The organism is Paenibacillus sp. SEL1 (assembly GCF_054602535.1).
Genome location: NZ_CM137723.1, coordinates 3613749 through 3628350 on the forward strand (window position 1 = coordinate 3613749; position 14602 = coordinate 3628350).

General features: G+C 45.6%; 13 protein-coding genes and 1 riboswitch. Of the genes, 8 read left to right on the plus strand and 5 right to left on the minus strand.

Features of this window, described 5'->3' with window-relative positions:
• Nucleotides 1-28: 28 nt before the first annotated feature.
• The 3 genes from ACYCSE_RS16535 (at nucleotide 29) to ACYCSE_RS16545 (ending at nucleotide 3199) form a co-directional block, all read left to right on the plus strand.
• Nucleotides 29-925, plus strand: a complete 897-nt coding sequence (locus ACYCSE_RS16535; protein WP_080710677.1) for a 5'-3' exonuclease — start codon at nucleotides 29-31, stop codon at nucleotides 923-925.
• 222 nt (nucleotides 926-1147) lie between these two features.
• Nucleotides 1148-2026, plus strand: coding sequence for an ROK family protein (locus ACYCSE_RS16540; protein ID WP_459698879.1), 879 nt, complete (start codon nucleotides 1148-1150; stop codon nucleotides 2024-2026).
• Nucleotides 2027-2191: 165 nt separating this feature from the next.
• A complete protein-coding gene (locus ACYCSE_RS16545; RefSeq protein WP_459698881.1) occupies nucleotides 2192-3199 on the plus strand; it encodes an HRDC domain-containing protein in 1008 nt (335 codons plus the stop codon).
• A gap of 161 nt (nucleotides 3200-3360) precedes the next feature.
• Here ACYCSE_RS16545 and corA read toward each other — a convergent pair whose 3' ends face one another.
• A complete protein-coding gene (corA, locus tag ACYCSE_RS16550) occupies nucleotides 3361-4296 on the minus strand; it encodes a magnesium/cobalt transporter CorA (protein WP_459698883.1) in 936 nt (311 codons plus the stop codon).
• Nucleotides 4297-4848: 552 nt separating this feature from the next.
• Nucleotides 4849-4974, plus strand: a riboswitch (SAM riboswitch).
• A 118-nt stretch (nucleotides 4975-5092) separates the two neighbouring features.
• Between corA and metA the strand changes: the two genes are divergently transcribed.
• From metA to mqnC, 4 genes are all read left to right on the plus strand, one after another.
• Entirely contained in the window at nucleotides 5093-6010 is a 918-nt protein-coding gene (gene metA / locus ACYCSE_RS16555) for a homoserine O-acetyltransferase MetA (RefSeq protein WP_061829145.1), read from the plus strand.
• Between the two features lie 126 nt (nucleotides 6011-6136).
• Nucleotides 6137-7321 carry a PLP-dependent transferase gene (locus ACYCSE_RS16560; protein WP_459698886.1) on the plus strand — a complete coding sequence of 395 codons (1185 nt, stop codon included), beginning with the start codon at nucleotides 6137-6139 and terminating at the stop codon, nucleotides 7319-7321.
• Nucleotides 7318-8496 (plus strand): aminotransferase class I/II-fold pyridoxal phosphate-dependent enzyme, encoded by a 1179-nt coding sequence (locus ACYCSE_RS16565; RefSeq protein ID WP_459698887.1) that lies wholly within the window; start codon nucleotides 7318-7320, stop codon nucleotides 8494-8496. The genes ACYCSE_RS16560 and ACYCSE_RS16565 overlap by 4 nt, the downstream gene beginning before the upstream one ends.
• 433 nt (nucleotides 8497-8929) lie before the next feature.
• A complete protein-coding gene (gene mqnC, locus ACYCSE_RS16570; protein ID WP_459698889.1) occupies nucleotides 8930-10063 on the plus strand; it encodes a cyclic dehypoxanthinyl futalosine synthase in 1134 nt (377 codons plus the stop codon).
• A gap of 96 nt (nucleotides 10064-10159) precedes the next feature.
• Here mqnC and ACYCSE_RS16575 read toward each other — a convergent pair whose 3' ends face one another.
• From ACYCSE_RS16575 to ACYCSE_RS16590, 4 genes are all read right to left on the minus strand, one after another.
• Nucleotides 10160-11023 (minus strand): YitT family protein, encoded by an 864-nt coding sequence (locus tag ACYCSE_RS16575; protein ID WP_459698891.1) that lies wholly within the window; start codon nucleotides 11021-11023, stop codon nucleotides 10160-10162.
• An 84-nt stretch (nucleotides 11024-11107) separates the two neighbouring features.
• Nucleotides 11108-12334, minus strand: coding sequence for a cation:proton antiporter (locus ACYCSE_RS16580; RefSeq protein WP_023987794.1), 1227 nt, complete (start codon nucleotides 12332-12334; stop codon nucleotides 11108-11110).
• Nucleotides 12335-12338: 4 nt separating this feature from the next.
• A complete protein-coding gene (locus ACYCSE_RS16585) occupies nucleotides 12339-12833 on the minus strand; it encodes a cation:proton antiporter regulatory subunit (RefSeq protein WP_013309426.1) in 495 nt (164 codons plus the stop codon).
• 206 nt (nucleotides 12834-13039) lie between these two features.
• Entirely contained in the window at nucleotides 13040-13435 is a 396-nt protein-coding gene (locus tag ACYCSE_RS16590) for a hypothetical protein (RefSeq protein ID WP_069291487.1), read from the minus strand.
• Between the two features lie 240 nt (nucleotides 13436-13675).
• On the opposite strand from ACYCSE_RS16590, the gene ACYCSE_RS16595 reads away from it, so the two are divergent.
• Nucleotides 13676-14557, plus strand: coding sequence for a putative sporulation protein YtxC (locus tag ACYCSE_RS16595; RefSeq protein ID WP_165176137.1), 882 nt, complete (start codon nucleotides 13676-13678; stop codon nucleotides 14555-14557).
• Nucleotides 14558-14602 lie beyond the last annotated feature (45 nt).

Below are 14602 nucleotides of genomic sequence, written 5' to 3' on the forward strand. Positions count from 1 at the left end.
ATTATGATGAATGGGAGCAATACAATCTGTGACACAACGCAATGAACAATCCGTAATGCTGGTTGACGGCATGGCCCTGCTATTTCGCGCTTATTATGCAACCGCCGCAAACGGTTATATCCGTCGTACAAAAGCTGGAGTGCCAACGAACGCCATATATGGTTTTATTCGATATTTTTGGGATGCAGTCCAAACATTTAATCCTACACACGTCATTTGCTGCTGGGATATGGGCGGAACGACATTTCGTGGGGAACATTTTGCTGCGTATAAGGGAAACCGAGCCGACGCACCAGATGATTTGATTCCCCAATTTACATTGATTCGGGAAGTGACGGACAGCCTCGGCATTCCCAACATTGGAGCGGAAGGTTTTGAAGCCGATGATTGTATCGGTACGCTTGCACGCCATTATTCGCAAAATGAGGACATGGATGTAATGATTCTCTCGGGAGATCATGATTTACTTCAATTAGTGGATGATCGGACACGGGTCATTATTATGAAAAAAGGGCACGGCAATTATATGGTATACACCCCGGAGACTCTGCTGACTGAAAAAGGGCTTAAGCCACGCCAAGTGGTGGACCTTAAAGGCCTGATGGGGGATGCAAGCGATAATTATCCAGGAGTACGAGGTATTGGTGAGAAAACGGCACTCAAGCTGGTGCAGGAATATGACTCTATTGAAGGCATTCTGGAGAATTTGGATCAATTAACACCCTCGGTCCGTAAAAAAATTGAGAGTGATTTGGATATGCTGCATCTTTCACGCAAGCTTGCTGAAATTCACTGCGGTGTACCTGTAGCATGTGCTTTGGATAGCTGTCTGCTGACGCTGGATCACGTGCAAATTGTAGACAAGTTTGAGCAGCTTGAAATGAAAAGCTTGTGTACATTGATGGGTGTCGCAACCGGATCATAATGAAGCTGTTAGGCTTGATACGGACAATTTAAGTGAAGTAAGTTTATAGGGATGCTGACGCTAGGTGCGTTAGTGTCCTTATTTTTATACCGTTATGTCAAGGGAGTTGTATAGTCATGTGAAGGATTATATACAATTGCGATAAGGGGATTGACCTCGGGCACATTTCAGGTGAATATAGTGGATAGAGAACCGGATTATTGAAAGGGGACAACAGCAACTATGACAGTATTGGGAGCAATTGAGGCAGGCGGTACCAAATTTGTATGTGGAATTGGCAACGAACATGGGGAGGTACTGGAACGAGCAAGCTTTCCAACAACCACCCCAGCAGAAACAATGGAGAATGTCATCGCATTTTTTGAAGGCAAGGGCATTGAAGCGTTGGGCGTAGGCTCGTTCGGGCCGATTGATCCTATCGAAGGCAGTGATACATATGGCTATATTACAACAACGCCAAAGCCACATTGGGGAAATTACAATCTAATTGGCAAACTGAAACAGCATTTTGATGTGCCTATGGGGTTTGACACGGATGTGAATGGAGCAGCACTTGGTGAGTCTATTTGGGGTGCCGCCAAGGGATTGGACAACTGTCTGTATATTACGATAGGTACAGGCATCGGGGCGGGTGCTTTGGTTGGTGGAAAGCTGATACATGGATTATCCCACCCGGAAATGGGGCATATTCTGGTACGTCGTCACCCAGAAGATACTTACGAGGGGACATGTCCTTATCACGGAGATTGTTTGGAGGGACTGGCAGCAGGTCCTGCGCTCGAAAAAAGATGGAAGGTTAAAGGACATGAACTTTCTATCGATCACGCAGCCTGGGAAATGGAAGCGTACTATTTGGCACAGGCTTTAATGAGCTATGTATTAATCCTGTCACCGCAAAAAATTATTATGGGCGGGGGAGTAATGAAGCAGGACCAACTGTTCCCGCTCATTCGTACCAAGCTTCAAGAACTTTTGAACGGATACGTACAGCATTCGAGTCTGACGACAGATATTGAGCAATATATCGTATCTCCGGGATTGGGTGACAATGCTGGATTGTGCGGTGCTCTGGCATTGGCAAAGGAAAAGCTGAATCATTAGAATTTATGGTTGACGGCACTCCAAGGTACGGTTATTATATAGGCAACAGCATAGTACGGCTCAAAAAGGGAAGCACCTTTCTTGCGAATACGCAGGATAGGTGCTTTTTTTGCGTTTTTGTGTTGTGCGGGACTGTCTTTCAACGATATGAGGGAGGAAGAAATCATGGAGTTTGTATTTTTAAATCGCTTGTCCAAACGGAATGAACAGGGCTATGAGGACTTTGCTCAGGTATGGATTGGGCAACATGAAGGGGGATGGAGTGCAGGCTGGAGCACACAACATGTCCCGGATGAAAGTATAGACGACCTTTGGTATGAGGGCAGCTTGTGGCAGGAATTACTGCATGTATACCGTCATGAGCTGGCGCTCAAAATGGCTGAGGGCTACAGGCCCTTAATCCATGGCGTATTTCATGAGCAAGAAGGATCATCAGGACGAGGACAAACGCTGCAAAAGCTGTATTGCTACAGTGATTTGTTTCCACGTGATGAAGTGTATGAGCAGTTGACGATGTGGAGACGGCAAAAAGCAGCAACGGAACGAAAAGCGCCTTATTTTATCGCTACGAATCGGCTGCTTCGACTCATTAGCGTCTATCTTCCCCATACCGAAGAAGAATTGTTGGAGCTGCCTGGTATGGGTCAGGGTAAGGTGTCGCAATATGGGACGGAGCTATTGGCTATTACGACACAAAATGACCGGACCACGCCATTTCCGTTGAACTGGGTAACAGAGACGCTGGAAGAAGAAGTTTTTTTGTCATGGCTATACAAGCAAAAAGAGAACCAATACAGGCAGGAGCTGAATAAGTTCAGCCTAACTAGAACGATTATCGAAGGCATTTCGGACGGTCTTTCACTGGAGCATATCGGGATGAAGACAGGTTTGCATCGTAGAGAAATGATTGAAGCTGTGGAGCATTTGGACAGGGATGGTATTGATATGGAGAAGCTGATCGGCAAGGAATTGGTGAATGTATCTGAGGAGGAGCAGGCAGCCATCTGGTCTGCTTATGAAGAGTTGGGGGATACGCTGCTCAAGCCTGTCATGCTGAAAGTGTATGGGGAAGAAAAGGCGACAGAAACAGGATTGGATCAAATTTATGAGCGTCTGCGTCTGATCCGTATACGGTTTCGCCATCAGCAGGTACCCGACCGACATGTTGGATAATATAGAACTGATTGGATAAAGCTAAAGTATTAAAGTACATTCAGGGTCCAACATACTAAAAAGCAGCAGCCAGTTCCTCATAGGACACGGCTGCTGCTTTTTATGATCAAGCTTGAAAATCGAAATAGGTATCCAACTCCGTACTTTTTCCCCTTTTCTTTTTAAACCCAGTCTTTCTTGCGGAAAATACAGAACATACTGACACCTAGTGCCACCATAATACCAATGACGACAAAATAGCCATAACGTGTATGAAGTTCAGGCATATTATCGAAGTTCATCCCATATATTCCGGTAATGACCGTCAATGGCATAAATACGGTCGTTATTGCCGTAAATACACGCATAATTTCATTGGCACGATTGGCGATACTGGATTGATAAGCTTCTCGAAGGTTACCCATCAAATCGCGGTAAGTTTCAAAAGTCTCCGAAATTTTCACAGCATTTTCATAAATGTCGCTGAAATATTTTTGCAATTGATCGTCGATGAGTCGCAAATCCCGTTTGTTCAGGGTATTGATGACTTCCTTTTGCGGACCCAGCACCTTTTTCAGCCACAGAATCTCACTGCGTAAGCCGATGATTTCGTTCAAATGCGACTTTTTCGTATGCATTAGAATATCTTCTTCCAGCTTTTCAATGCGGACCTCAATCCGGTCACCAACCAGAAAATAGTTGTCAACAATCAAGTCGACCAACAGATACATAAAGCGGTCAGGCTGGCTGACTTCTTGCTCCCACAGCATAGGCTTGAGGGTACGAAGCTCATTGATTTTCTGCTTGGTCACCGTAATGATAAAATGGCGGCCGAGAAAGATGTTCAAAGCTCGCAAAAATATTTCTTCATCATCAAAACGAATGCTATTTACAACGATAAAATAATGGCTTTCATAAATTTCGATCTTCGGACGCTGTTCTTCTTCACTCAAACAGTCTTCTACTGCAAGATCATGCATGGAAAATAAAGGTTGGAGCACTGCCAAATCATCGACATCAGCATCAATCCAATAAAAACCTTCTGTCGGTGCAGTAAGCGCCATTTCAATTTCTTCGACAGGGGTAAAAACCCCGTTGTTGACCAAACGGATTTTCATATATGTCACTCCTTATGCTCCGTCGTAACGGAAATACGTTTACCTTAAGCATAAGGAATGAACTCAGTTAGCCAGTTAGCCGGTGCGGGTAAGCGTGCATTCTCATCAAAAGCCGGAGGCTTTTGGAGCATGCAGAGCCTGGCGTCCCGTCTTTCGGCAAGCTGAAGTCATTCCTATGCTGTTGTTCAGGGATCGCCGCCTATTCGGACTCGGGTCGCCTTCCATTCCGGATTCACCTCTCAAATGTTCTTTTTTTGATTGCCACAGTATCGCAGGAAACACTCAAAGTCTGCACTACTGCTCCATATTTTTGCCTAATAGCACTTGTATAGTATAACGCTCGGCCTACGGCCTTTCAAGCGCAAAATCATGGGCTAAATCGACAGTAGTGGCAAGAGCTTCAGCGAAAGGAGGGATATGATTTAACCTATGGAAAAGGTAGACAAAATGTGATTGCAGGGCACAAATTTAAAAGTCCCATCTTGACGAAGCCCAGCCGATGCATTAAAGTGAACAACAAGAACTTTGTGAACCCAAAATGAATATAGCGAAATCTTATCAAGAGCAGGTGGAGGGACTAGCCCGATGATACCCGGCAACCGGCGATTTTAATCGCACGGTGCTAATTCTTGCAGGACGCGCGCTTTGTACAAAGAGCGTTGCCCTGACAGATGAGAGAGGCGCATATGGATACAAATATGACCTTTCTCTAACCAGAGAAAGGTCTTTTTATTATATGCCCGGCATCTCAGCAGGACGATTTTCGCAAAACTTACCGAACAAGGAGTGAGTTTACATGCCGATTAAAATTCCAGATACACTACCTGCCAAGGAAGTGCTGGAGGGCGAAAATATTTTCGTAATGGATGAAAGCCTGGCTTATCATCAGGACATTCGTCCGTTGCGCATCGCCATTTTGAATTTGATGCCTACGAAGGAAACAACGGAAACCCAACTATTGCGCCTGGTCGGCAATACGCCGCTGCAAGTGGACGTCACGCTGGTGCACATGAAGTCTCATGTATCCAAAAATACATCGCAAGAATATTTGAATATGTTCTATAAAACGTTTGACGAGATCAAGAACAGTCGTTTTGACGGCATGGTCATTACAGGAGCTCCGGTTGAACAGCTTGAGTTTGAGGATGTGAACTACTGGGAGGAGATCCGGCAAATTTTTGAATGGACGAAAACGAATGTAACTTCGACCATGCACATTTGTTGGGCCTCACAGGCAGGTTTATACCATCATTTCAATGTCCCGAAATACGGGCTCGACTACAAATGCTTTGGCGTATTTCCACACACCGTGATTAAACCTAAAGTAAAATTGCTACGCGGCTTTGATGAACTGTTTTATGCCCCTCACTCCAGACATACGGAGGTTCGGCGGGAAGATATTGATCATATCGCCGAATTAGAAGTTTTATCCGAATCCGAGGAAGCTGGAGTGTACCTCGTAGCCACGCTTGACGGTAAACAAATTTTTGTAACTGGGCATTCTGAATATGACCCGCTTTCATTGAAATGGGAATACGACCGCGATGTGGCCAAAGGAATGGATATTGAAGTTCCCAAAAATTATTTTCCTAATGATGATCCTGAGCGCACACCGCCCTCAATCTGGCGGGCGCATGCCAATTTATTATTCTCGAATTGGCTGAACTATTATGTATACCAAGAGACACCTTACGATATCGGGCCCCAGATTTAAAAAAAGGGGCTTGTAGTTTACCCTTGTACAGTACCACCTTGCAGTAGCGCAGCAGTATAGTCTTTGACATCCATTTTTGCAGGATTGGTTATAGCACCCACTATGGAAGTTAACAGGAGGATTCATATGAGTGAGAAACAGTGGAAAATCGAAAGCAGATTGGCACAAATCGGTTCAGTAGAGGAGCCAGTAACCGGGGCTGTTAATTACCCGATTTACCAATCTACGGCGTTCCGCCATCCCCGTCTGGGTCAAAGCACAGGATTTGATTATATTCGGACGATCAATCCCACGCGAAAGGTACTGGAAGAGGCTTCTGCTGCACTTGAATCTGGTGATGCAGGCTTTGCATGTAGCTCAGGTATGGCGGCGCTGCAAACGGTATTTGCTTTGTTTGGACAGGGAGATCATCTCATAGTATCGCTGGATCTGTATGGCGGGACATATCGTTTGCTGGAGCGCATATTATCTAAATTTGGTATAACAGCCAGTTATGTGGATACGAACGATCTTGAAGCACTCGAACAGTCATGTCGACCGAACACCAAAGCTGTATTCATAGAAACACCTACAAATCCGTTAATGATGATTACTGATATTCGAGCGGTGGCTGAATGGGCATCACAACATCAGTTGCTTACCATTGTAGATAATACGCTGCTAACACCATACTTCCAGCGGCCATTGGAACTCGGCGCGGATATTGTGGTACATAGCGCAACCAAGTATTTGGGCGGACACAACGATGTGCTGGCAGGGTTAATCGTAACCAAAGGCAAAGAGCTATCAGCTGAAATTTCCTTTCTGCACAATTCCATAGGGGCCGTGCTTTCCCCGAGTGACTGCTATCAGTTGATGAAGGGGATGAAGACGTTAGCGCTGCGTATGGACCGACATGAGCATAATGCAACAGTGCTGTCTAACTATTTACTGACGCATCCGGCGGTGGCAGAAGTATTCTATCCAGCTCTCGAAGGCCACCCAGGTCGTGAGATTCAAAATAAACAATCCAGCGGAAATACAGGTATCTTCTCCTTTAAAGTAAAGGATGCTCGTTATGTGGAACCTTTGCTTCGTCACATTAAGCTCATTGCGTTTGCGGAAAGTCTCGGCGGTGTTGAGTCGCTAATGACCTATCCCGCGGTGCAGACACATGCGGACATACCAGCAGAAATTCGGGATGCTGTCGGGGTAGATGACAGGCTATTGCGTTTCTCCGTAGGCATTGAGCATACAGACGACCTCATTGAAGATTTGCGTTCGGCGTTGGAAGCGGCACGTCAAGAAGTAGAAGGAGGAGAGCTGCAATGATAGAGGATGCGAGGAGGATCGGGCAGGATTTGAACAAAGAACGGAAGTTCGCTACCAAGCTGCTGCATTTTGGTTCTGAAATTGACAGCGTTACGGGGGCCTCGAGCGTCCCGATCTATCAAGCTTCTACCTTTCACCATCATGATATTTTTAATCCTCCCCAGCATGACTATAGCCGTTCAGGTAATCCGACACGACAAGCTTTGGAGGATTATATCGCTTTATTAGAAGGCGGGGCGTGCGGCTTTGCCTTTGCGTCAGGTATGGCGGCCATCTCCACTACCTTTATGCTCTTATCCGCTGGAGATCATGTCATTGTTTCCGAGGATGTATATGGGGGAACATATCGACTGTTGACCTCCATTTTGAAACGGATGAATATCGAAACGACCTTCGTCGACATGACGGACCTCAACCTTGTGAAAGAGGCGTTGCAGGAGAATACAAGGGCTGTATATATGGAAACACCGTCCAATCCGACACTCAAAATTACCGATGTAGCAGGAATAACCTCTTGGGCACAGGACAACGGACTTTTAACTTTATTGGATAATACTTTTATGACACCTTATTATCAACGTCCGATTGAGCAGGGAGTCGATATTGTATTGCACAGTGCGACCAAGTTTCTAGGCGGACACAGCGATGTGCTGGCAGGACTTGCGGTAGCGCGTACCGAATCGCTCGGGAGACAAATCAAGCAGCTCCAAAATGGACTGGGTACCGTGCTGGCTCCGCAGGAGTCATGGTTGCTCATGCGCGGTATGAAGACACTGGAGGCTCGTATGGCTCACAGCGAAAAGAGTGCAGCCAAGCTCGCTAACTGGCTGAACGAGCGTAACGACATTGAGGCAGTATACTACCCGGGTCTGGAAAATCATCCAGGGCGTGAAGTTCATGAGCGTCAATCCAGCGGTTATGGTGCAGTGATATCGTTTGATGTGGGTTCTGGTGAGCGTGCAAAAGAAGTCCTCAGTCGCGTACGTATTCCAATTGTAGCGGTGAGTCTGGGAGCTGTGGAAAGCATCTTGTCGTATCCGGCGATGATGTCACATGCGGCTATGCCCCGTAGTGTACGATTGGAGCGCGGGATTACGGACGGACTACTTCGTTTCTCCGTAGGTTTGGAGGACATTGACGACCTGATCAGTGATCTGGATGAGGCGCTGCGCTAGAGCGTTAGCACATCCGCAGCATCTTTGTCGTTTTCACGCCGGGAGCAAATATGTACAGCACTAAACAGCAAGTTTCCAGTATTTCAGGAGGCTTGCTGTTTTCTATAAGAATGACATGAAGGACAGTGTGAAAAAAGGCACTTTTCAGTCTTGTTTTGTTATTTCTTGGCTATACGTAATGTTGAGATAAGCTTGGCAGTTGCTTGTTTTCCTAGGTGAAAAGCAGAAAGAAGCGGGAATAAGTATGGTCCCTTACCTAAAGATATGTTAGTATTATCATTAGGTTTTACTATGCTAAATAGCACAGACAACATACAAGGCCAGTCATGAACATACATTACGGCAGGGTTCGAACGCAGGTTTGTGAAAGCATTCTCGTTCATAAGTCCTGTCGTTCATTTCGTCGCCCTGTGACAGCGAAGGAGGATACACCATGAGTGTAATCGACCATATTTTAGATAAAGCCCTACGCGGCGAACGCCTGAATTTAGAGGATACCGTTGCTTTGTTCGAATCAGACGAGGTAGAAAAAATAGGTCACGCGGCGAATAAAGTCATGAATCGCATGCACCCCGATCCCATTAAAACCTTCGTCATCGGACGAAATATTAACTATACGAACGTATGTGACGTATACTGTCGCTTCTGCGCTTTTTACCGTAGACCGGGTTCCGATGAAGGTTATGTTTTGCCCGATGAGGTGATCTTTCAGAAGATCAAGGAAACGCAGGAGGTAGGTGGCACCGAAATTCTAATGCAAGGCGGTGTGAATCCAAATCTGCCGTTCAGTTATTATACGGATTTGCTGAAAGCTATTAAGGAGCGTTTTCCTGGTATTACGATGCACTCCTTCTCGCCAGCTGAAATTCACAAAATGAAGGAAAAATCCGGTCTATCCATGGAAGATACGATTCGAGCCATTCATGAAGCTGGATTGGATTCGCTTCCGGGCGGAGGCGGAGAAATTTTGGATGACCGCACACGCCGCAAAATTAGCCGTCTCAAAGGCTCTTGGCGTGATTGGATGGATGTCATGCAAACGGCTCACAAGGTTGGGATGAACACAACCGCTACGATGGTTATCGGCTTTGGCGAGTTGATGGAGGAGCGAGCGCTGCATTTGTTGCGTGTTCGTGATGCTCAGGACGAATGCATTGAAAACAAATATAATTCTGAAGGATTTTTGGCCTTTATTCCTTGGACCTTCCAGCCAGACAATACCAATCTGAAGAAGGAACGCCAGACGCCAGAGGAATATCTGAAGACCGTTGCGATCAGTCGTCTTGTATTGGATAACATCAAGCATATTCAATCCTCATGGGTAACTATGGGACCTGAAATCGGTAAAAAATCGTTATACTACGGTTGCGATGATTTTGGTAGCACCATGATTGAGGAAAACGTAGTTTCCGCTGCAGGCGCAACGTATAAGGTTAACATCGAATCCATTTTACAGTTGATCCGCGAGACGGGTCACATTCCGGCACAGCGCAATACCCGTTATGATATTATTCGTACTTTTGACAGTGCCAGCAGTATTGAACATGATTTTATCATGCAAAATTAATATCCATTAATATATTGTTAATTACAAAACGCTTATCCATCACTAATCTATGTATAAGGATTAGTGTAGATAAGCGTTTTTTGATGTGTTACTTTGCTATGTTTTCCATCGTTTCAAAAACATGATCTCAGCCTGCGGGTCAGCCATTTGGATGACTGCCTTAAAACGCTGCAAATCCAACAGATGAACGCTGTAAACGATGACCATTTGTTCTTTTTTATCCTCAGATTCGCTTTTAATCTTACTCTCTATCTGTGCAGAGCCTCCAACAGGTGTGCTGTGTATACGCAGCCTGCGATATATGGCATCCTCGACGGTTTGCTGTTTCTTGCTGACAACACAAACCATACGCGTCAGACCGGTAAACATCAGCCGGGTCGTTTCATAGGCGGCGAGGCAGGATAAGGCTGAATAGAGAGCTGGCTCCCAGCCTAGCACAAAGCCGGCGGTAATGAGCAGCAGACCATTACACAGCATAACAATCTGTATTAATGGAATCTTGCGGTGTGTTAGCAACAATGTGGATGGACGGCCATCGTCAGATTCGTTAAGTCCTAGTGAATCGAGCAGGCCACCATGACGAGCTGCCAGCCCTGCGCCAAGACCGATACAGATTCCGCCGCCCAAAGCGCATACGACCGGATGGCCACTCACTGCCGGAAAAGGCGAAAGAATAATGGCTGAGCCCGAAAAGGCGAACAAGCCGGGTAGTGCCCGAAGCAGCATGGGTTTGTGAGTAGACAGAGAATACAGCAACATGAGTGGCAAGTTCAAAACGAATAGCAGTAACCCAAAATGCTCCTGTGTATAAAGCGACATGAGTCTGGAGATCCCCGTGACGCCTCCAGCGATCATATCATGCGGATGTAAAAACAATTCCAGACCGACGGATGCCGTAATTCCACCAATCACCGTATAAAAGACAGGGAACCTGCTCGCATCTCCTGAAGCGGGCTTCACAAGCCGCCTCATAGAGTTTCGGCATGTTTTACAGCGTGCGGCATAGCCTTCCCTCCTATGGATTGTCGTATCCAGCTTTTGCAGTTATGCCGAGTTACTTTCTTCCTTTCGTAGGCGGGGGTCCTTGAACTTAAATATTTTGTTTAACATATTAAAGATAGGTTTTGACTGCTTTGTCAGAAGTGGTCCAAGAATCGCCAGTATGAGTACATAGATAGCTGCAAAGGGCTGAACAATATCAAGCAAACCGCCTTCCTTGCCCAAGTTGGCCATGATAATCGAAAATTCACCCCGTGCCACAATGGTCAGACCGATATTTGCTGACGCTTTGGGAGATAAGGAGGCCGTACGCCCAGCCAGCATTCCTGCCCAAATGTTACCAAATAACGTGAGGACGACTGCTGCCAGCGCAAGCCATATCGCGTTTCCTCCCAGGGACAGTGGATCGATGGATAGTCCAAAGCTGAAGAAAAACAGGGCACCGAAGAAATCGCGGAAAGGAACAATTAAATGCTCGATTCGTTTGGCATGTTCCGTTTCGGCCAGTACCAGACCGACCAACAGGGCGCCGATAGCTTCCGCCACATGAATCGTTTCCGAAAAACCAGCCACCAGAAACAGAGAGCCAAAAACAACAAGTCCGAATACCTCATTGGAGCGAATACGGAGAATCCGATTTAACAGAGGGACGGCCTTACGGCCGATAATAATGACTGCAAGCATAAAGCCAAGCGCGATTAGCGCTGATAGCAGCACACCCCCGAGCGAGGATGAATCACTAAGAACCAATCCGGAGAGGATGGAGATGTATACGGCGAGGAAAACATCCTCGAACATAATAATGCCCAAAATCATTTCTGTTTCTGCATTGGCAGTCCGCTTGAGATCTACCAGCACCTTCGCAGCAATAGCACTGGATGATATTGTTGTAATTCCGGCGATAACCAGTGTCTCTGCTACAGGAAAGCCGCTCAGGAAGCCAAGAGCCAGCCCCAGTGTAAAATTGATGCCAATATAAATGGTGCCGCCCACGGCAATGGAACGGCCTGATTTAATTAACCGACCTACTGAGAACTCGAGACCCAAGTAGAAGAGAAGAAACAGCACTCCGATTCTTCCCATAAAATCAATAAATGGGGCGCTTTCGATAAAGCGAAAATCAAAATGCCATAGCTCCATCGCATGCGGCCCAACTGCCATTCCGATCAGGATATAAAAAGGGATGACCGAGAAGCGCAGTTTGGAGGAAATAAGTCCAGCTGCAGCGATGAGAGCAATTGCCAATCCAACCTCAAATACCAGATGATCCATCCAATCACCCGCTTCCGTTCATAAGGATTTGTTTAAAGCGTTTTTGCTGATCGCGTTCCCCAACAACGACTACAGTGGCATCATCGTTAATAATCACTTCAGGACCAGGATTTACATATTTCATTCCTTTTTTCTCCACAATGGCAATAACAGTGGCTCCCGAATTTTGCCTTACATCCAGCTCACCGATGGATTTGCCGACACTTGCATAGTGGGATTCCACTCTATACCATTCGATAATAAAATCATCAAACGTCATTTCTACACTTTCAAGCTGTTTGGGCTTATATGTCATACCCCCGATGATGGAGGCTACCAATCGCGCTTCCTGATCATTCAGGGTTGTCATAGAAATACTTTGTTCCAGATCCTCGTAATCAAAGTGATACAACTCGCGCCTGCCATCATCATGAATAATAATGACAATTCGGTCGCCACTCTCTGCATCTATTCGATACTTAATCCCGATTCCTGGCAAAATAGACTCTCGAATATCCATTTATAAAGCCTCCTGTACGATACGTTATTTAAATGAATGGTATGGGAAATAAATCACATACTCTGGGAGTGACATGGAAACTTTCTTTTTGTATTAAATTTTATGAATTAACGTAAAAAACCTGATACATACACTTACGTATTACAGCTATCGGGAAATATTAACAAATAGACATGCGAATGTGGTGATCTGCAAGCAAAGGGAGGTTAAGCCACATAACTAGAGGTGAATTTGATGGGGAACAAGTATAATTGCTTCTTTAGTTTGCAAATGACAGGAATAAAAGGCAGACGTAGTTTAGGGATGCTCAATAACAGCACAAGCGCTATCAAAATGACAAAGGGAAGTGATTTGGCCGCAGCGATCACCAGATGAAGTAAAGGGGAGGATTTGCGTATAGCTGGTTTGGAATGGTGTTCCAGACCGTGAGAATCTGTTTCTAACGAGGAAACATCAGCATGAGGCACGACAGAAGATCCCGCAGTAAACTGGAGGGATTGAGTGGTGTCTTCCGCATGAAACGTCACAGGAAGGGACAAAATCTGAACGAGGCTCAATATGACGATCATGAATGTACGCAGCATGTTCAGCATCGTTAACATCTTATCTCCTCCCTCTTGTGAAAAATTCATATTACTATAACCTTAACATACCCCACCCTAAATATTCAAACGTCTTTCGTTATTTCCTATATCACAGTAATTGTTTATAACACGCCAAACCAGCTTTTTGAAACTTGATCATCCTCTTTTGGATATGTCTTTCTGTTTCCAGTCGTTCACTTCGTATAACCCTTTAGAGGCCGCCATATACTGAAAGCAGTGATCGAAAGGAGTGAGCCAATGGAACTGTTTACAGTGTGGACCAATACAGACGGAGATCAGGAAACCAACCGGTTTTATGAAGTGGTCAAAAGTAGAACAAAGGGACTACATATGTCACGGCGCGGATTTCGATTCACTTTCAGACAGCTGGACAACAAAGTGGCATGGACCTGCAAGGGCACAGAAAGCAATTCGGCGTTTGAAAGCTTTCTCCCCTGTGTATACAGCATCATGTCTTCGGCAATAGCGGATTATATTATCGAAGTCAAGGAGTGGGGGATGCTCAATCTCATTCTCACCAAAGCCTGTTCGCTGCTGGAGAAAGAGGATACGGAGCAAATTCGCAGTATGATTCGTTCACTGTTAAACGATGATGGCCCGAGAGGCCGTTTGAAGCGTCATGGTAAGCTGACCACTCTCCTGGAGAAGGATTTTAAGGAGCTTCATGTGATCAATTTGGAAGGACTGATTCAATTTAGGCTCCATGCGTATAAAAAAGAGCTTGAAGAAATCGTCGACTATGCCATGGAAGAATTCTGGGCAGATCGGCAATACGAAGAATTTATGGGGCTGCTTAAATATTTTGTTTTTTTTCAGGAAAGCAAAGTTCCGCTCGTACACGTACTTCACCAAGGCGGACATAATTTTACGATTCTGGATAGTGCCATGGTACCCATACCGACTCCTGATGCAGATGACATCATTGTCGAGATGCCAGGCATTGAACTAGAAATGGAGGTCGAAGATCGAATCGTAAGCACCCTTATTTCGATTTCTCCTGCTTCCATTATATTGCACACAGACGATGAGCACACCCCCATAGTGCGGACACTCCTGCATATTTTTGAAGATAAAGTGAAGCTGAGCAGACTTTATCCAGGTCAGGATGTTCAAAAATAATAATCTTTTCGTATAAACCAATGGATTTCTGGAAAGCCTTTGCCT